The sequence below is a fragment of the Bradyrhizobium sp. 186 genome (assembly GCF_023101685.1).
Lineage (GTDB): Bacteria > Pseudomonadota > Alphaproteobacteria > Rhizobiales > Xanthobacteraceae > Bradyrhizobium.
Window position 1 is genome coordinate 9,120,318 of the sequence record NZ_CP082164.1, and the last position, 17,698, is coordinate 9,138,015.

Consider the following 17,698-nt stretch of genomic DNA (forward strand, 5'->3'; position numbering starts at 1 on the left):
TAGGCGGATCGCGGCATGACCGAAGATGAGCTTCGCAGCCACGGCGAGCAGTTTCTGCTGGCAGCCCGAACCCATGCGGAGTGCCGTGCGGGAAGATTTATTAAGGTGGACGACAGAAGCTGCCTGATCGAGCTCGACCTTAACGTCGAAATGCCGATTGACTACAAGGTTGATGGCGCGAGCCCCAATGGCATACGGACGACCGAAACGGTCACTGTAAAACTATGGCCGACCTACCCTTGGTCGTCGCCTTCCTTTTATTTGCGCTCCGACTTTCCGCGGGATCTTCCACATCTGCAACCTGGGCCTTTGACCCAACTGCCGCGCCCCTGCCTTGTCGACGGCAGCCAGCGCGAGTATTTCTTTCAGTTCGGACTCGTCGAACTCGGCGTTTTCCATCTCGTGCATCAGCTAGTTCTATGGCTCCAGCGCGCGGCGGAAGGCACATTGATTCACCACGGCCGAGGCTGGGAGCCGACGCTGCGCCGCGATTTGTCTGATGTCATCGTAATTGACGCCGAGGCTTGTCGCGCGGCAGTAGATCACAATGGCGGATATCGCGTACTCAAAGCTGATTTTTTGCGATCAAGCGCAGACGAATCTCTGACCTGCCGTGACGCCTGGACATGGCTGAATGTCACTCAAGAACCAGTGCCTCTCAAACGAGACGACAACGAATTATTCGTACGCCGCAAACGAAACGGCCTATGGTCCGGCGATACGGTGTGCTGCCTTATTTGGCCCGATAAATTGGCGACTGGCGCGGATTTGGTGGCCGGTTCGTACATGCCCGAAACAGTTGACGGCTACCGTCGGCTGCTGGAGCGGGCGGACGAACTACACTGCGGCCGGGCGCTGCGTGTTTTTCTCGACAATCTCGAACGGTGCTTTCAGGGTTTTAACCTTGAGGTGCCCATACCCGTCGGTATCGTTCTGTGCGCACGCCGCCCTACCTTACTGGTTGGGTCGCAATCGAACATCGAATTGCTTCCCTATGTCCTCGACATCCGGGCGATGAAACAGCGTTCGTCGCTGCTCGCTGCCGGAGATGATGAGTCGGTCGCGCCTATGATGCACATCGACGCAACGAACCCAATGTTGCTGCGCAATGTTTCTGGTGCGCCGGTAGTGCTGCCGGTCGCCATGATCGGGTGCGGTAGCGTCGGATCGAAAATGGCCATGCATCTCGCGCGATCGGGCACCACGATTTCTGCCGTAAGCGACAATGGCTCTCTGCGCCCTCACAATATGGCGCGGCACGCTCTTGCGCGCGCTGAATACGCAAATTCAAAAGCGTCGGAGCTTGCGAAGGAACTTGAGCTGCTCGGCCAAAAGCCCTCGGTGCAACAGGGCGACGCTGTTGTGGACCTTGCGGCGAGAGAAACGCGCAAATTGATCTTGCCAAAGGAAGCAGGCTACGCGATTAACACAACCGCCTCTCTCAGTGTTCGCGAGGCTTTGTCTGTACTCCCGACAAAGGATGTCAAACCCCGTCTTGCAGAGGCAGCGCTATTCGGGCGCGGGGACGGCGGCCTCCTTCTCGTCGAAGGCGCGTCTCATAATCCGACCCTTTCCGATCTTGTCGCAGAACTGTACGCCAGCATCACCGACGATCGCCTGCGCAAGTTGCTCTTTGACCCGGCTTTCGGACTGTCCGAAGTCCAGATCGGGCAAGGATGCGGCGCGCTAACCATGCCGATGACCGACATGCGCTTGTCGGCCATGACTGCGGCGCTGACCGAAGAGTTCGTCGGATGTACGCAAAATACAATTGCCGCAGGCTCGATCATTATCGGCAGTAAGGCGGAAAGGTCCTCGGATACAAAGTGGCAACGGCAGGATGTTCCACCTTTTGAGATCGTCGATATCGAAGGTCCAGAAGGCTGGACCATCCGCTTATCCCAGAACGTGTTGAGGAAAATTCGATCCGAAGCAGCGCTCTACCCGACCGTCGAAACCGGTGGCCTGTTGATCGGAATGTGCAGCGCCCGGCTTAAGGCGATAACGGTTGTCGATGTGATCGATGCTCCGCCCGATAGCGAGCGGTCGGCGTCGTGTTTTGTGCTCGGAACACAAGGTCTGAGGGGGGCGATCACGGCCCGGCATCGCGCAAGCGGCAACACGCTGTTTGACGTAGGCACCTGGCATTCGCATCTTGCCGACCATGGGCCGTCCGCGCTCGATCGCGCGACAGCGAAAAAGCTTGCCATGGAACGGCCGCCGCCGTCTGTGCTGCTCATTGCGGCGCCCACCCGGCTTTACAGCCTGATGCACAAGGGGGCATCTGAATGACCGCGACAAAATCTCTGAAAGAGCAAAACGCTTGGCTTATTAGAACCGCCTTGGTCGTGCATGCGGTAGCCTTCGCTTACGTCGTTTTCCAACCCTTGCCGATCATTCAATTCGCAGAGCCAGAATTGACGCGGAAGCTGCAAGCTTTTTTGGCGCCGGGTTCGATCTCGCTTGGCCTCATCGCGCTAACCCGGCTTGTCTTGCTTGGCTTGATACCGCCCCACTTGCGAGACCGGTTGATCCATTGGCGCTGGTCGAATCCTCTGCCCGGCTCGCGCGCCTTCACGAAGATCGGCCCGTCGGATTCGCGCGTTGATATGAGCAAGCTTCAGAAGAAGTACGGCCCACTACCGACTGACCCGGCCGAACAAGATCGGCGGTTCTATTCGATATACAAGAAGCACGCCGACGATGTCGGCGTTCTCGATGCACACAAGTCATATCTCGCGGCGCGCGACATAGGAACAATTAACTTCCTGCTGATGATCCTGCTGCTGCCGGTCGCGGCGTGGTTCGCCCCGGATGGCAGGACACTCGCCACTTATGCTCTTTTCCTCGTTTTGGCCTACGTCTCGATGTGTCTCGCCGCGAAAGCTTACGGCATGCGGTTGGTTCAGAATTCGCTGGCTGTTGCGTCGCGTTGAAGCGGTCCAATAGAATCGGATAGTATCATCGTAAGGGGTATTGCTTTATGCGTGTTGAAATCTTCGATGTCGGCCACGGCCAATGCGCCGTCATCACTGCGCCAAATGGCCGGCGAATGATGATTGATTGTGGTGACCGCTGGCGCGAGGAGACATTCTGGGCTCCTTCGCTACATTACTTCGGGGAGACCATCGACCTCCTCGCGCTGACGAATCTCGACGAAGATCATCTCAGCAATTTCAGGGGGATGATCGAAAACTGCAACTTGCCTTGGATTCTCACGAATTCCACCATCGGCGCGCGGGAATTTGCGCTGCTTAAAGAGGACGGAATGGGACCGGGAGCCAAAGCTTTCGCGGCATGGCTTGCCCGTGCGAGAGGTTTCCCGGTTGTTACCGAGCCGGATTTCGGGCCAGTTCAAATCCGATGGTATTCTTGGTCCTTTATCCCCGGCGTTGTTAACAAGACCAACGATCTGAGCCTCGCGGTAGTCGTGCAATTCGGCGCCTTCAAGATCGTGTTCACCGGTGATCTCGAGGTGGCGGGCTGGCGGCGGCTACTGACCACACCGGAGTTCCGCGCCGACTTACTTGGCACGACCGTGTTTGTTGCCTCCCACCATGGTCGGGAAAACGGATGCTGCACGGAATTGTTCGATTTGATCCAGCCGCAGCTCGTGATCATCTCAGACGACGAACACCAATATGACAGCCAGGACACCAACGCATGGTATCGTAGCCGCTGTACCGGAGCAGTGTTTTCAAATAACGCCCTCGAACGGCGCTATGTGGCGACAACGCGCAAGGACGGCTCGATGAGGTTGGATATAGACGCCAATCAGTGGACAATACAACGTGTCAAAGTGCGAGATTGGCAGCGGAAGCCTCCGACGCCAGCCCGTGTGCCAGAATTTGGCGCACTAAGTACGCTGTTTGGCTCTGGTCAAAACTCGTTCGGCGCGGGTTTGGCAGCATTTGCGCCGGGATCGGGACTTGACGCACTCGGCTTGCTGAACAAGCGCAACGATCCGCTATCAAGAGCGCTTGGTCTTGGTGCTCTTTCGCCATTTCTGAACAAACGCTGACCGAGTTCTCTCGCGCGCTGAATTAGCGCGTCGATTATTGCCGGAAATTCGGGAGCATTTAAAATGGGGTCCTCGAAACCTGGCCCCCCAGCGCAAGTCTGTCCGACCCGCCGCGACGAGATGGTGGCGCAACACGTGCTCGCTTCCGATTCGGACGAACTCTAATGCTCGGAGTTTCGCATATGCCAAGGCTTCTGATTCATCCGGTTGTGCGTACTTTCCCCACGATGGACAACGTTCTCTATGGCATCCTAAAGCAAGACATGGGCGCGCGCGGTCAGCGGCTTCCGATCGTTCTGTACGAAGGGATGATTTGGGACGGACGAGCACGCTACAGCGCCTGCGCCGAACTTGGAATCAAGCCATGGTTGGCTCCGCTGCGGCGCGAAGACCCCGTGCCGCGCTACATTAACGCTAACTATGAGCGATGTGGGGAACCCCGCTCGGCGGAACACAGCGCCTTAGTCGACATTTTGATGGCAGCTGGCAGCCCTGAAGGGCGGGCCGAAACCAGCGTGCGGCGAAAGGCTTGGCTCCAGAATGCCCGTTCAGAATTCAGAAACTTCATACGCGAGCGACCGCAGCCTTGCCTGATATGCGGATATGATCCGGAAGTCACCCACGCGCATCACTCGTTTCCGCTTGCGCTTCAGTTCGAGTGCGGAGTTGAGGATGCCATCCACGACTATCAATGGCTCTGTCCGAAGCACCATAAGTGTGTGCATATTCTTTTGGGAGGCTCGCTGCTTGAAACTCGCGACCTGTCTTTCCTTGACTGCATTCCTGACCACCATGGAAAGGAATGGCTTGCGATCGAAGACTGCGCCCGAAGGGGCATCGATCTTTGCTGCGAGTCGCTTGGCCGGACGCCCGGCGAGACCGTCAGACGCCGATACGATCCGCCCTACAGCTGGTTTATGCTTCGCAACTACGCGGCAATGTATCCGGCCGAGGATTGGAGACGATTGGCGGCGTAGCTGGTGCACGAATGACGAAAAGGCGCTTCCTCACTTCGTTCGTTGGTCACGGACCGCACCAGTTTTCGCACCAGAAACGACATGGTTGAAGCACAACGAACGCGATCGAAATCAAACAAGATTTGATTGTTGCAGCACGTATCAGAACCACCGCACCAGATACGTGCGGCTTTCGTTCGCCGATCGGATGGCCAGCTTCGCGTCGGAGCCCGAAATCGGTTGAAGGAGGTGAATGGTTCCTCGTTTTTCCGGTCGACCAGGGTTAGGCGCTGTCGGAGAGATGCTCGTCCGCACTCTGCCGCAAGATGCGGTTCGCCGCTGCGTTACGTAGCGGAGGATCCCAGACTACGCCCTTGTCCGACGGCGCGGTGAGCAGAATCGTCGTGCAGGGAAGGCCGGCCGCGTCGAACTTGCGTGCAATGAAGTCGCTTTCTGCCCGATCATGGCTCGACATGATCAGCTGGTATCCTTCTAGCTCTACCATGTTGCGCATGACATCAACAAATGCGGCTGTATGGATGATGTCGTTATGTTGGAGCGGATCATCGAGGAGCAACGCACGCCAAGTGGACCACGGATAGGCAGTGCTAGCTGCACACAGGATGCTGAAACCGTTGGCGGCAAGCTGGCCCTCACTTAACACCAACTGCGGCGGCAAGTCCTTTTGAGTCTCGATAGCATGCTCGACCTGATCGCGATACCGCAGCGCCATGCCGAAGCTGGTTGCGTCGATGCGGGTGTCGGCTTTGAATTGTATCGTTTCGCCCGGCGTGCTCAACATCGCTTCGTTGAAATCATCAATGACAACGTTGAGCGGATCAAGCACCCGACTGGCAAAGTCATCTGCCTCAGTTTTGAGTTCCTCGCTATAGCGACCGACGGCGAGGCGCGTCGCGGTAGTTAGCTTTACCGCGTCACGCGCGGTGTCGGTCTTCGCCTGCAGCCCGGCAAGATAGGCCGCCGGATCGGCCACGCCACTTTCGCCTCCGGCTTGACGCATCGCTTCCACTACCTGGACAATCTCCGCATGCAACAGGGTGCTCTCGTTGTCTCGAGCAAGGACGACTTGGCGCTCGCTCAGCGCGCGGAATTCATCGAGTAGGTCGGCAAGCGTGGCCCTCGCCTTGTCCAACATGGCTTGGCTCGGTTGCCCGTCGAGCCCAGCCCGCGACCAGCGCGCCACCATTTCGCGGGTCGTTGCCTCGGCGGCGTTACGCGAGGAGTTCGCTGCGGCAAGTTCCCGCTCTGCGCCGGAGAGCTCCGCCCGTAATCCTGCGAGCGCTGTCTTGGTCGCGGCGGCAGCATCGGTTAGCCGCGTGAGCTGGGCACGTGCGATTTCAAGTTCCTCCCGCCGGTTAGTCAGGCGCTGGTTGACACGTTCGAGCGAGCTCTCCGCCCACCCTCGCGCTGCGATCCGGTCAACACAGGCTTTGTCTTCGGCACGGAAGACATCGAGCTGACCCAGCGCTTGGTTTTCGCGCATAATCAGGTCCTCGAGTTCGGTCGCGAGCGTCTCACGTTGCTGAGCGTATTGAGCGGCGAGCGCGGCCAGCGGCTCAAGTTCTTTCACTGCGTCAGCGAGGACTGCCGTCGCGTTGCGAGCCTTCGCATGCACGATCGCATACAAATCAGCCGCGTCATCGACTCCAAGAGCCCGGGCCAATGCCGCTCTCGCGTCTGCGAGGGCATTCGCCGCCGCGCCGGCGTCGCGCTCGCGCTGTATCGGCGCATCGACGACAGACTGGCGCGCGGCTATCGACGTCGCGAGCTGGGCATGTTGCGCGCGAAGTCGCTCCAGTTTCTCGTCGGCATCAGCCAGTTGTCCGTCGCCCGTCGAAGCCGCCGTCTCGACGAGCGACTTCAGCACTCCGGACGCAAATGGGGTGCGGCAGACAGGGCAGTTGGTGTCATCCTCGTGGATATGGCTTGCTAGTCCGGCAAGAGCCTCGCTGATCGCGCTCGCATGGCGGACCGCCTCGGCACGGGCTTGGACTGCTTCGGCGATCTCGGCCTCGAGGCTCGTGCGCTCCGCGGTCAGCGAATCAAGATCACGGCGCGCCACCGCCGCCGCATCGCGTGCGGTCGCGAGGGCGGCTGCCAATCTGCCAGCCTGCTCCTCGAGGTCCATCAACGTTGGCAACGACTCTAAACGCGCACCCGTCGTTTCCGCTTCTTGGCGCAGTCTGGCGACGTTCGCCGCTGCGTCACCGTGCCGGTTGATCGCAGCATCGGCCTGCTCGAAGACAGCGCGTTTGGCGGCTATCACCGTCCCGGCCTCGGCCACGTCCTTTTGGGCCCTATCGATCTGAGCAGCGAGCTGATTGCGCCGGGCGATATCGGTCCTCACGTTCTCGAGGAGTCCGATCTCCTGCTCGATCTCCGCGATCGCAGCGGTTTGGTCCACGACCGCCTTGTCCGCAGTTTCCAAGCTTGGGGCGGCGCGCTCGACAGCTGCCTGGGCATCGCTTGCGGATTGCCGCAAGCGAACGAGAACTGGATGATCGATCCGGGCTTCTTCGCTGACCCGGGTATAGGTTACAGGCAAATCGTCGAGTGCGGCGAAGCTGACAAGGCGGGCGGTCCGGTTGCGCAGCGCATCGCCGATACGGTCTCCGAGCGCCGCCAGCCGGCGGCTGGTGCTTTCACCAGAAACCGGGTTCGCGCTCTCGCCGAGCAACCCGTCGAGCTCAGCTTCAAGGGCTTGTCGCTCCAGCACTTCGCCGGGCGTTAGTGCGCCGGTCGCGCGCGCAGCCTGTTGCAGTCGAACGAGGCGCGCGGTCCAGCCTTGCCAATCAGCGATTTGACGCTTCGAGCGCGCTCACGCTTGCCCGTTCCTGCTCGAGCCGTCGGTTGAACGCGGCGACGACAGGCCGTCCGCGCAATCCCGAACGAATTTGCGCCAGACGCTCCAACCCACTCGGTCCCTTGATCGCCTGCCATTGATCCTGCGGTTCACGGCTCGTGAAGCGCTGTTGTGCGGCTTGTCCCAGGAAATGGGTGAGCGCGAGGTATGTGCTCAGATCCTCGATGGCACGGCGGTCGGATCGCGCGAGCTTCGCAGTGATCGAAGCCGTTGCCGTCGCTTTGTTGATGCTACGCTCGATGGGTTCGCCATCCGAAAAAGTCAGCACGACCTTGTGAGATCCGGCTTCTGCCCCGCGTCGTGTCAGATAATCGCTCTCGACAAGCTTTTTTCTGCCTTTATTGAGATAAGGCGCGAATCGGCGGATCGTCCCAGTCAACCCCCACTCGATGGCGTCGAAGAAGCTGCTCTTTCCTAAGCCGTTCGTGCCCGTAAGCAGAACCAAGCCGGGGGCCGCTGGTAACTCAACATCGAACGCGCCGAACGTGCGGAAATTGTGGATGCCAATGCGCGCGAGGTAGATGCTCATGACTGGCCTCTCCGTTCCCAGGCTTTGACAAGCGCGGTGACGATCTGATCGGGCGCCTTGCCATCGTCGAGTGCGATGCTTTGCCATTCGGCGGCGGTCGTCCTCGGCAGCCCCGGCGTGGTGGCGGCGGTCGAACTGAGTTGATCGAGGGCCACGTCGTCGAACTCACCTTCTTTTCGGATCCAGGGGCGCGCGAGAAAGGTGCGCTTGAGGAAATCTGCGAAGCTTTCGTCGTCCCGCTTCGGATCTTCCGGCCGGAGCCAGGCCAGCTTGCGTGCGACGCGGTCGTCCCGCTCCACCATCAGCGCTAGCGCGCGCCAGGCCTCTTGGCGCTCGCTCGATCGAGGTCCCAGCAACATCAACTGGAGGTCGAGGGTCTCGTTGGGCGTCAGATAGGACCGCGCGACAACGCATTGATTGCGATATCGCCGCAGAGTCTCTCGCACGGCCTCGAGCGCGGCAATGTCGGGAAGAACCCCGAGTATGATGTTGAACCTATTGATTCTGAGCGCGTGACACTCGGTGGGAAGGTCGGTGGGGCTGAGCGATGTTGCGGCAGACGTCCCGCCACTGAACGATGTCGTGGCGAGCTTGCTCCGATCCTCGACCACAAGGTCCAACCTTAGCGCTGCGTCTCGCAGGCGATTGGCAAAATCGGCCAGGTCGGGCGAGAGACTGGTTCGGTCGTCGCTCATGCCTCGGCTCCTTTCACGATGGCTCGCTCGAGCGACGAGAAGTGACGTGCCTCGATTGTCGCCAGCAATGCGGCAAGTTGGTCGGTGCCGGCAGCCATGGCGTCGATAAATTCGCGGCTGATCCACATCATGACTGGCCCCGAGCCGTCCGTCTCGCTCAGCGACGGCTGCTGGGTCTCGACCTGGGCAAAAGCCCGCTCCGCAATGCGGGCGACCTCGATGGCACCTTGGACCGACAGGATCACGAACTGAGTTTGCCACATGTAGTTTGCTGCGCACAGCGACATCGCGGTTCCGTCGATACGATCAGCTGCGCACCCGTGGCCAGTCCATTCGGGAGCCTCGCCGCGCTGGCGTAACAGATTCCCGGGCTTCCCGGGCTTGGGATCGGTCGTCTGCCACACGGCCGCAATTGCCAGCGAAATTGCCGTACCTCGAGCGATCGCGCCAAACTTCGTCGGACCGACGAGGATCTGGGCGGCGTCGCGGTCACCGTCGTCGTCGATCGCACAAGTCAGAAGGCGTAGGAAGTGGTTGAGGAGCGCAGGATCATCCTCGAATGCCACGCGCCATTCCGCCCATGTGGCGCGCATCCCTTCCCTTAGATCTTGCGCGACCTGAAAGCCGATCCGATGGCCAGAATCCTCGCGGTTAACCAGGAAGCGTTCGAGATGGTCATTCAAACGCCCGAGCATCCAGCTATCGAGCACGGTATGAATCTGGCGGGCGAACCGGGCGGGGTCATCGGTGATTGGATCCTGGGCGCCGCCGCCAGGATTGCCAGCAACTATCACCGGCATCGCCATGCCCTCAGCGTGCGATGAGTCGACGCTCAGACGAGCGACATGGTCGCGCCATTGCGCGGGCGCCGCGCGCAGCGTCGCGCGCTTGGCATGGCAGGCGACGCGCAGGATTGCACCCGCTGCAGCACCAAGGTCGGTCGGGACATCGGGGAGGATGATCTCGAACGGCTGGTCATTGTCCCATGAACGCACGAGGTCTTGCGGCGTCGCGCCGCCGGACCAGCGGATACGGTCACGCACGCGGCGCAGTTGCACGGTAATCGGCACATGCGGGGCGGCCTGCCGTTGAACACGGCGCGAAAGCGGAATATCTGCTGCGCGTGCGGCTTCGGCAAACATGTCGCGTGCGGCACGCGAAAGCTTGGGGACCAAGGTCGCATCCCCGTGACGCTCGAGCCATTCTCGATGCGTTTCTTCGAAGCCGGCGAGATGATCTGCGAACGGGCGACGCACATCGTCGCGCAGCGGCCCGCGACGAATGATCACCGCGTCGGCGCCGATTATTTCGCCATCGCAATCGAGCCAGAAGCGTGCGGGCTCTGGGGGCACAGGTGGGTCGACCCGTTTGACAGACCTGCTCTGGAGATGGCTGAAGCTACGTACCGGGTCTGCCCCGCAAGCCTTGATGGTGAGATAGGCTGCGATGCGGTTGAGCGTGGAGGTCGTCACCTCGAACATTTCGGCATGAAGCGTTTGCAGGACAAGGTGGACGCCCGGTCGCAATTGCCGAGCGACCGCGTCGACCAAACCGATTGCGCGCAACCGGTCCAGCAACTCCCCATCATATGCCGCGATGAAGTCAAAACGCTGCCCGGCCGAGTCAACTCCTCGCGCACGTATGTCTATCGCGGTGATGATCGGCGAGAGTTCGGCTATGCCGGGATGACTAGCGATAAGCCGGATCATCCCAGCGTGATTGAAATCGGTCGAGCCTGCCGCGACGAAGTCGATCAGCCCACCGTCGCCGTTCCCGCTAATGAAGAACCGTGGCGCAGGCCGGCCTTCGAACTCGCCGACTGGGACGCCGGCATCCGACCAGTAGCTGCTGTTCTGGATGTTCGGAACCGTCTCCTGCGGCTCTAGGCCGAAGCCGATCGCAAGGAATACCATGTCAAAACGGTCGGTACGCTCGCGATCTGGTCCCACCGGAGCGTTTAGATCGGTGAAGGCGAGCTCGTAGCCCGTGCCGGCCTGTCGTATTTCATTGACTCGATGCCGCAGACGCTGCTCAAGCCGGTCTCCAACTCGGACCGCGATGTCTTCAAATTCGACAACCACGTCGTCACGCACCGACCTGCACGTTCCGGCCTGCCAGTCCAGTATCGGGAGGTCAGCGACGGGATCGGTCGTATCCAAGGCAGGCCAATCGTAGATATGAGGATCGAGGTTTCGGCGGTCGGTCGTCGACTGCAACGACAAAAGATTCCCCGCGCCCTCAAACAAGACCACTTGGCTCGCTGACGCCAGCACGGCGCCCGCCGCACACGTCAATCCCGCGGCACCAGCGCCGATGACCGCGATGCGTGGGTTGGATCGAAGATAGCCTTGATCGGCCAAGGCGTGAACTAGAGATAGGGCGCGTACCTGCTGCGCATAAAATGTAATACGACGGTCGTAGCATCCCAGAACGAACAGGTGTGGACGATCACGAACCCGGGTACCCGCGATGACATCGAGTGGCAACAGATCAGCCATGAGGCTTGCCCGCTCGATCAGACGTCAGGAAAGGCATCTGCAATCCGCCGCTCGGTTCTCGTCATTTCGCCGCTGCAAGATATCCCCCAAGCACAACGCTGCGTTGTAGTCTTTGCAGCCATTTATGGGCAGGGCAAGGATCGCTTACAATATTGTGAAAGAACGGCCAGCTTGGGATTGGGGCGTCACGTTTCCTCAATACATTCAAGACGTCACTCCCAGTCCAGCCGCTCGGCACTCTCGTCATGGCGATGCGCTTGAGCTTCGTAACTGTCGGCAAGCCTGTCGAGAGCCCTGGCGGTATGCGGATGGTCAAAAGAGATGGCCGCCGACCAGTTTCGGTACTTTGCCGCTTCTCGGCGCTCAAGATCTCCGCCGTCGCGCGGCGACCGCATCGTAACGCCACGTCGATTGCTTTTGCCTGTCAAAAAGCCGTCGATCATTGGTTTGCTGCGAAAGAGATCGATAACGTCGCGGACCGCTTCGGCAGGCCAATTGCCGTCCGCGCCAAACGGGGAAGCAGCCAACATATTGCCAATTCGGCTGTCGGCGATTTCTTCTCGACCTACTGTCTTGGAGAGCGAACGAGCTTCCTTGATCCAAGCCTCCAGGGCTGTGCCGTCGATCGTGCCATCATCTTGGGTCCCGGGGAGACGATCCCACTCATTAAGCAAACGATAGGCCTGGTTTGCTACGGCGCGGGCTCGCTCGGGGTTTTCCGGCTCTGCGTCTACGACGCCGCTCTCTTCTTTTGCCTTGAATACAACGCTGAGCATCTCGACAAAAAAGGATGGCTGTTCTGAAAGCGCCTTCAGCAGCACCTTCGCCGGGCGGCGCGAATGGGTCAAAACCGGCAGATAGGTCCATTCGACCCTGGCCAGCATCTTCGTGTCTACGTCGCTACGCTTATCGAGCAATTGGAGAATCTCCGCGACGTAATGTTGGAACATTGTCGCTTCGTTCTTGTCGCCGTCATTTTCGAAGGGCTGGCTGGCCGCCTGGAGCAGCACCTCGAGGAGAAGATTGGAAGGCAGCTCAATCTGGCTGTCGCGTCCCGCTAGCGGGAGAGCGTGACGGGCACGCCCGACGGAGATCAGCTTGCGGATTGCGGACCCGACCTCTTCCCTGTCCTCGCTCATCCAGAACACCGGTGTCTGCCGCCAGTAGGTCTCCTCGACTTCTGCGCCAGCCTGGGCCGCTTGGTCCCAGGTCCAACGCCGACCGGGGAGTGCGCGCAGGATTGTAAGCAATGCCGTGTCACCCCAATCGCGATCCTTCGCCTTGGCAATCAAGGCCGCAGCCCAGGGCTCTTTTCGATCTGCAAAGGCGGAAATGATCAGACCATGGGCGAGCGCGCGTTCGTGTGAATCGTCGCTTCGAATAGCCGCGTCCAGCAGTGATTCAAGATCGAACTCGGACAGGCCGCTATCATAGAGGGCCTTGCCGATGTAGCCGGCCGTGCCGACCATACGCGAGAGCGCTAGGATGGTTGAAACCCCGCCTTCGGAAAACAAGGCTTTGGCGGCTTGGCGCCTCGCCAGATCGACGTCGCGTTGCTCCGTCTTCCATCCCTCAGCCGAGGGCTTTGGCAGAGCGGCTTCCTGCTCGAAGAGCCATGCGGCGCGCTCTATCGGATCGGCGGGCGCGAAGCGGTCGTAAATTGCTTCGAGTCGGTCAAGCATCTCGCTAGGCATCGACCAATCGGCGTCCGGAAATTGTCGATGGTGATGGAGCACACGCCGCAGTGTCGTCCATATTGCCGCGCGATCGGCCTTCTCGGTGATCTTCGGTTCAGCTGCCTCGAGTGCCGCGAACCCGCCTTCAGGGTCAGGCGACAAGTCAGCAAACCGCTCAAGCAGTGCCGTCCACCTGTCGGCGTCAAGGCCCACATCAGCGAGTACGCGGTCCGTGATTGCCACGGCGCCGCGCCCAATGAGTCCCCAGGTAACGACCTCGACCTCGTCAACTGTGAAATCACGCCACAGCGGCATAGGAGCCGGCGAAGAAGAATCGTGCCCCTGCGGCAGGATGCTCAACATAAGCTTCCACGCGGAGTCGCTCGCCTGTTTTCGAATCAGGTCGAGCGCTCGAAGCCGCAGGTCGAGCGGCGCAAATGTTTGTGGGATCCAAAGAAGGTGAATCTCACGAAGGCTGTTGGCTGGCCGGTTGGCATATTGTCCCGGTGGACTGTCGATGGCGTCTAGGCGAGCCAGGACATGGGTCACTCGGGGCATTAGCTCGGGCGACCAGGCCAAGGACTCCAGAGCCCAAAGCAGGTCTGATAGATGCTCCGTACCGAACATGCCTTCACCTGCTCTACCGAACAGGGCGCGGATGGGCGGATCGTTCAGGTCAAGGCTATCTTCAACTGCGCTTAGGAAAGCATTGGGCGACGCCTCCGCCAGCAGTCGGAAATCCCGAGAGAGCGACCACCAGCGTTGTTGAGTGGCGTTGGCCAGCAGCTTGGCAACGATATTATCGGCCCGACGTGCGGCGTTAGGGACGATGCTCGCCTCGTCGCCCCACAGCGCGAGTAGGATCAGCACCTGTCCGATTCCATGACGCAACATTCCGGAATAATCACGATGAATGCCGCGAACGTCCGCCATCCAGCGGTCATCGGGGTTCATTTCGAATCGTGGGTCCGCAGAGCCAAGTACAGCGTGCGCCGCGTCTTCGAAACGTTTGATGTCGACGCTCGTGAGGTGCCGCGCGAGCCGAAACCACGCGTCTGGCGGCGACGCGATGCGCCAGGTTGAACCGATCTTTTGCAATGGACTGTCGAACTTGCCGACGTAGGGAACTAGGTCGCGAATGATAGCGTCATACGGTTGATCAGCGAGCTCGGCTAGCCGAGCCCGATCGTGCTCCGCGTTCTCATCCCAACCGCCCGCGAGGAGTGCTGCCAGCAAAGCTTGGGGCGGTGTATCTTCCGCCCACTGCGGCTGGCGTCCAGCCGCCGCAGGGATACGACGACGCAGGACAGCCAGGCTGCGAGCACTGTCGCGCGCGAACGCCTCGGCGCGAGGCTCAGTAATGCCTGCGGCAACCAAGGCGCCTGCGATCCCTTCGCGCGATGGACGCGCGAGGGAGCGGACTTCGCCCCGGGAGATCGGGCGCTCATCATAAGCTTGCAGCACGTAGTGCCCGCGTTCCGCGAGCGAGTGTGCCAGACCGGAGTCTGGTTCGGTCAACACGATAATCAAGGGGCCTGGCGCGTTTGCCAGTGCCCGAGCAGCGGCCGCAGTCGTCGCCACAAGACAGCGGGCTCTATAGGCGGCCGCCATATCCTCCGGTAGCATTACGAGCGTGGCGTAAAAAAACGCCACCGCCTCGTCGGTCGTGGTCGTTTGAACGGAGAAGACGGAAGGTCCACCGCGAAGCCAACGGAGAACGTCAGCAGCATCCTGGTCCCGATCGCTTAGCACCAAGTCTTCTGTCAGAGGCCATTTGGTGGCGAGCGACCACTCTTCCCAAACTTCGTCGAGCTCGCGTGTGCCGTCCGGTCGTTTTCCCAAACGAACCGCCAGCCAAAGTCCAACCGCGGGCGTTTGTTCTATCCAGTGAACGAGATCATCAGCGTCATATACGCGAACGTTTGCCCAGTGGCCTTCCGCCTCTCGGGCCTTCGCCCATTTATCCTTACCCGGCCAGTGGCGAGGTGTGACGAAAACAAACGTCGCGTTGGCTGGATTGAGCGGCGTGGGCTCATCGGTCCGCTTGCGGTAGTCCTCCGTTGCCTTCTTTTCGATATCGCGACGCTGGCTGCCGATTTCCCAGCCGGCGTCGCCCTTCGGCACGTAGGTGTTTCCGATCTCGGTGGACGTCCGTCCATCCCAACCCGGATGGCGGACGCCCTCGTCTGCGGGGAAGCGGAGGTGAACCGTCGTGTCGCAGGTCGCGCGGATCAGATAGGCGAGAAGAGTCGGCAGGCTGACGGCTCCGTCGGTCCGGTTTGCCCAGTCCGATAGATCCTCTGCGCTCACCCAACGGATGGGTGCGCCCGGGCGTTCGGTTGTGGTGATATTCGGGACCGGCGGCCCGATCACCGCCCCCGTTGGAAGGAATCTGATACCGGCGCCTTCGAGCGCGGTGCGAATCGCTTGCGCGTTGTTGGCGACCGGGGTCCGTTGGCCCCTCTCGAAGTCCGCTACAGTCGAGGTCGCCACACCGGCTTGCTTGGCCAAGTCCTGTTGAGACCACGCCAAAAGCGCCCGCGCAGCCCGCACGTGCTTAGAGGTTAGATCGGTTGAGGAACTTTGTTGCGCCATGGTCATAAGAAATATATGACATCAGTTGAGTTTTCCAAACTGTTATTTTCTGTCGACAAGTGTATTTTTTTGCCGACAATAGGTAAAATATGGCTGGAAATCGTATGACCCATCGCGAAAGCGCCCTCAGTCTCATCAGAGACCGCGGGATTGCGCGTGCGCGCGACTTCAGGGCAGCGGGCATCCCACTCGTCTATCTGAAGCGCCTTGCCGATGCCGGCGATATCGTCCGTCTCGCACGTGGTCTCTACCAAGACCCTGAACGAGTCGGTGAAGACACCGCTCACGATCTCGCGGAAGCCGCGCGCCTTATACCATACGGCGTCGTCAGCCTTGTTAGTGCGCTTCGTCATCATGCGCTGACGACCCAGCTACCGCACGCCGTCTGGATGACGATACCACACAAGGCGCGGACGCCGAACGCCCAAGTCATGCGGCTCGAGATCGTCCGGGCGACCGGAGATGTCCTGACGGCGGGGGTCGAGCACGTCAGGGTCGAAGGCGTAGATGTGCCGATCTATGGCGTCGCGAAAACAATTGCCGATTGCTTCAAACATCGCCGTCACGTCGGCGAGGACGTCGCCATCGAAGCTCTCCGAGACGCTCTGCGGCAACGAAAGACCACGGAGAGTGAGCTCATGAAGTACGCAGGCATCGACCGTGTCACAGCGCGAATCGAGCCCTACATCAAAGCGATGCAATGATGGCCAAGGTTCTCAAGAATCTCGCGGCGTCAATCAGGGACCGCCTGCTTCAACATACCAAGCAACATGGTGATGTCTATCAACGAATCCTGACGCGTTACGCGATCGAACGCCTGCTCTTCCGTCTTAGCCTGACGGAAGCGGCCGAGCATTATGTGCTTAAGGGCGCGATGCTGTTCGTGACCTGGCCTGAACACGTCTTCAGGCCAACCGGTGATCTCGATCTGCTCGGCCACGGCGACCCCGAGCCCGCCGCCATCGTTGAGCTCTTCACCCGCATCTGCCAAGTCGAAGCGCCCGATGACGGTATCATCTTCGATCCGGCCACTCTCACGGTCGAACCGGTGCGTGAAGGTGACAAGTACCAGGGCGTTCACCTGAATTTAAAGGGAGAGCTGGCCAGGGCAGTGATTCCCGTTCAGGTTGATATTGGCTTTGGCGATCATGTCTATCCACCGCCGGAGCGCAGGATGTTCCCCTGCCTTCTGCCGAACCTTCCGGCGGCGAATATTCTCATGTACCCGCCCGAAACTGTGATCGCAGAGAAATTCGAAGTGATGATCCGCTTCGGGACAGCGAATGGGCGGATCAAGGACTTCTACGACATTTGGGTCACGCTCCGCACATTCGGGTTCGAACTGCCCGAACTGGTGGAGGCCGTCGGCGGTACGCTCCGGCGCCGAGAGACTGCTGTCCCGACCGAGATACCTGTGGGATTGACCGAGGCGTTCGCTACGATTGCCGCCGATCGCGGTCTCTGGACTGGCTTTCTTCGTCGAAATCTGCCGACTATTCAGCCGCCCTCTTTCCCAGAGCTTCAGCTGGAATTGCAACGGTTTCTGGGCCCTGTGATCACCGGTCTCGCGGTGCCGGAAGGGGCCAAGGGCCGATGGGACCCGGATGGCGGGGCCTGGGTTTAGGATGCTGGTCTGGTTCAGCGTGCATTGGCAATGGATTGCACAAGCGCTACTGAACCAGGCCGCGATCGTGCCGCTCTGACGCGCGATCGCCATGTTGAGCTGTCGGACAGGGCGTTCATCGGCTGTATGATGCAGACTCACGCTCCCGTCGCCGTGGCCTACTCCCACAGCAACATCGGAGGCAATCGGAAGCCACATCTCCACGGCCGGATCGTTAAGG

At 60.2% G+C, this 17,698-nt stretch carries 12 protein-coding genes; 6 read left to right on the plus strand and 6 right to left on the minus strand.

Annotated features, from left to right (window positions below; genetic code table 11):
• The first annotated feature begins 15 nt into the window (after positions 1-15).
• The 4 genes from IVB18_RS43430 (at position 16) to IVB18_RS43445 (ending at position 4,998) form a co-directional block, all read left to right on the plus strand.
• The gene (locus tag IVB18_RS43430; RefSeq protein WP_247986209.1) at positions 16-2,292 is read left to right on the plus strand and encodes a Mov34/MPN/PAD-1 family protein; all 2,277 of its coding nucleotides are present in this window, start codon (positions 16-18) and stop codon (positions 2,290-2,292) included.
• Positions 2,289-2,936 (plus strand): hypothetical protein, encoded by a 648-nt coding sequence (locus IVB18_RS43435; protein WP_247986210.1) that lies wholly within the window; start codon positions 2,289-2,291, stop codon positions 2,934-2,936. The genes IVB18_RS43430 and IVB18_RS43435 overlap by 4 nt, the downstream gene beginning before the upstream one ends.
• A 47-nt stretch (positions 2,937-2,983) precedes the next feature.
• Positions 2,984-4,021: an MBL fold metallo-hydrolase gene (locus IVB18_RS43440; RefSeq protein WP_247986211.1), complete on the plus strand. Its 1,038-nt coding sequence runs from the start codon at positions 2,984-2,986 to the stop codon at positions 4,019-4,021.
• A 182-nt stretch (positions 4,022-4,203) separates the two neighbouring features.
• The gene (locus tag IVB18_RS43445; protein WP_247986212.1) at positions 4,204-4,998 is read left to right on the plus strand and encodes a hypothetical protein; all 795 of its coding nucleotides are present in this window, start codon (positions 4,204-4,206) and stop codon (positions 4,996-4,998) included.
• Between the two features lie 262 nt (positions 4,999-5,260).
• Here the strand turns inward: IVB18_RS43445 and IVB18_RS43450 are convergent, their stop codons facing one another.
• The 6 genes from IVB18_RS43450 to IVB18_RS43475 form a co-directional block, all read right to left on the minus strand.
• Positions 5,261-7,714, minus strand: a complete 2,454-nt coding sequence (locus IVB18_RS43450) for a hypothetical protein (protein ID WP_247986213.1) — start codon at positions 7,712-7,714, stop codon at positions 5,261-5,263.
• 76 nt (positions 7,715-7,790) lie between these two features.
• Positions 7,791-8,390, minus strand: a complete 600-nt coding sequence (locus IVB18_RS43455; protein ID WP_247986214.1) for an ATP-binding protein — start codon at positions 8,388-8,390, stop codon at positions 7,791-7,793.
• Positions 8,387-9,085, minus strand: coding sequence for an ABC-three component system middle component 1 (locus IVB18_RS43460; RefSeq protein WP_247986215.1), 699 nt, complete (start codon positions 9,083-9,085; stop codon positions 8,387-8,389). The genes IVB18_RS43455 and IVB18_RS43460 overlap by 4 nt, the downstream gene beginning before the upstream one ends.
• A complete protein-coding gene (locus IVB18_RS43465; RefSeq protein WP_247986216.1) occupies positions 9,082-11,583 on the minus strand; it encodes an ABC-three component system protein in 2,502 nt (833 codons plus the stop codon). Before IVB18_RS43465 ends, IVB18_RS43460 begins: the two co-directional genes overlap by 4 nt.
• 212 nt (positions 11,584-11,795) lie before the next feature.
• On the minus strand, positions 11,796-15,860 hold the full coding sequence (locus IVB18_RS43470) for a helix-turn-helix transcriptional regulator (protein ID WP_346732598.1): 4,065 nt from the start codon (positions 15,858-15,860) through the stop codon (positions 11,796-11,798).
• Positions 15,857-16,210 carry a hypothetical protein gene (locus tag IVB18_RS43475; RefSeq protein WP_247986218.1) on the minus strand — a complete coding sequence of 118 codons (354 nt, stop codon included), beginning with the start codon at positions 16,208-16,210 and terminating at the stop codon, positions 15,857-15,859. Before IVB18_RS43475 ends, IVB18_RS43470 begins: the two co-directional genes overlap by 4 nt.
• A 33-nt stretch (positions 16,211-16,243) precedes the next feature.
• On the opposite strand from IVB18_RS43475, the gene IVB18_RS43480 reads away from it, so the two are divergent.
• Both IVB18_RS43480 and IVB18_RS43485 read left to right on the plus strand, forming a co-directional pair.
• Positions 16,244-16,558 (plus strand): hypothetical protein, encoded by a 315-nt coding sequence (locus IVB18_RS43480; RefSeq protein ID WP_247986219.1) that lies wholly within the window; start codon positions 16,244-16,246, stop codon positions 16,556-16,558.
• Complete coding sequence (locus IVB18_RS43485; RefSeq protein ID WP_247986220.1) at positions 16,558-17,478, plus strand: nucleotidyl transferase AbiEii/AbiGii toxin family protein; 921 nt, start codon at positions 16,558-16,560, stop codon at positions 17,476-17,478. Before IVB18_RS43480 ends, IVB18_RS43485 begins: the two co-directional genes overlap by 1 nt.
• The last annotated feature ends 220 nt before the right edge of the window (positions 17,479-17,698 follow it).

What these genes read in the sequence shown, in the direction of transcription:
- IVB18_RS43455 (WP_247986214.1), bottom strand. Translation starts at nt 8,390, where the DNA reads ATGAGCATCTACCTCGCGCGCATTGGCATCCACAATTTCCGCACGTTC.
- IVB18_RS43460 (WP_247986215.1), bottom strand. Translation starts at nt 9,085, where the DNA reads ATGAGCGACGACCGAACCAGTCTCTCGCCCGACCTGGCCGATTTTGCC.
- IVB18_RS43485 (WP_247986220.1), top strand. Translation starts at nt 16,558, where the DNA reads ATGGCCAAGGTTCTCAAGAATCTCGCGGCGTCAATCAGGGACCGCCTG.
- IVB18_RS43480 (WP_247986219.1), top strand. Translation starts at nt 16,244, where the DNA reads ATGACGATACCACACAAGGCGCGGACGCCGAACGCCCAAGTCATGCGG.
- IVB18_RS43435 (WP_247986210.1), top strand. Translation starts at nt 2,289, where the DNA reads ATGACCGCGACAAAATCTCTGAAAGAGCAAAACGCTTGGCTTATTAGA.
- IVB18_RS43440 (WP_247986211.1), top strand. Translation starts at nt 2,984, where the DNA reads ATGCGTGTTGAAATCTTCGATGTCGGCCACGGCCAATGCGCCGTCATC.
- IVB18_RS43430 (WP_247986209.1), top strand. Translation starts at nt 16, where the DNA reads ATGACCGAAGATGAGCTTCGCAGCCACGGCGAGCAGTTTCTGCTGGCA.
- IVB18_RS43475 (WP_247986218.1), bottom strand. Translation starts at nt 16,210, where the DNA reads ATGATGACGAAGCGCACTAACAAGGCTGACGACGCCGTATGGTATAAG.
- IVB18_RS43445 (WP_247986212.1), top strand. Translation starts at nt 4,204, where the DNA reads ATGCCAAGGCTTCTGATTCATCCGGTTGTGCGTACTTTCCCCACGATG.
- IVB18_RS43470 (WP_346732598.1), bottom strand. Translation starts at nt 15,860, where the DNA reads ATGACCATGGCGCAACAAAGTTCCTCAACCGATCTAACCTCTAAGCAC.
- IVB18_RS43465 (WP_247986216.1), bottom strand. Translation starts at nt 11,583, where the DNA reads ATGGCTGATCTGTTGCCACTCGATGTCATCGCGGGTACCCGGGTTCGT.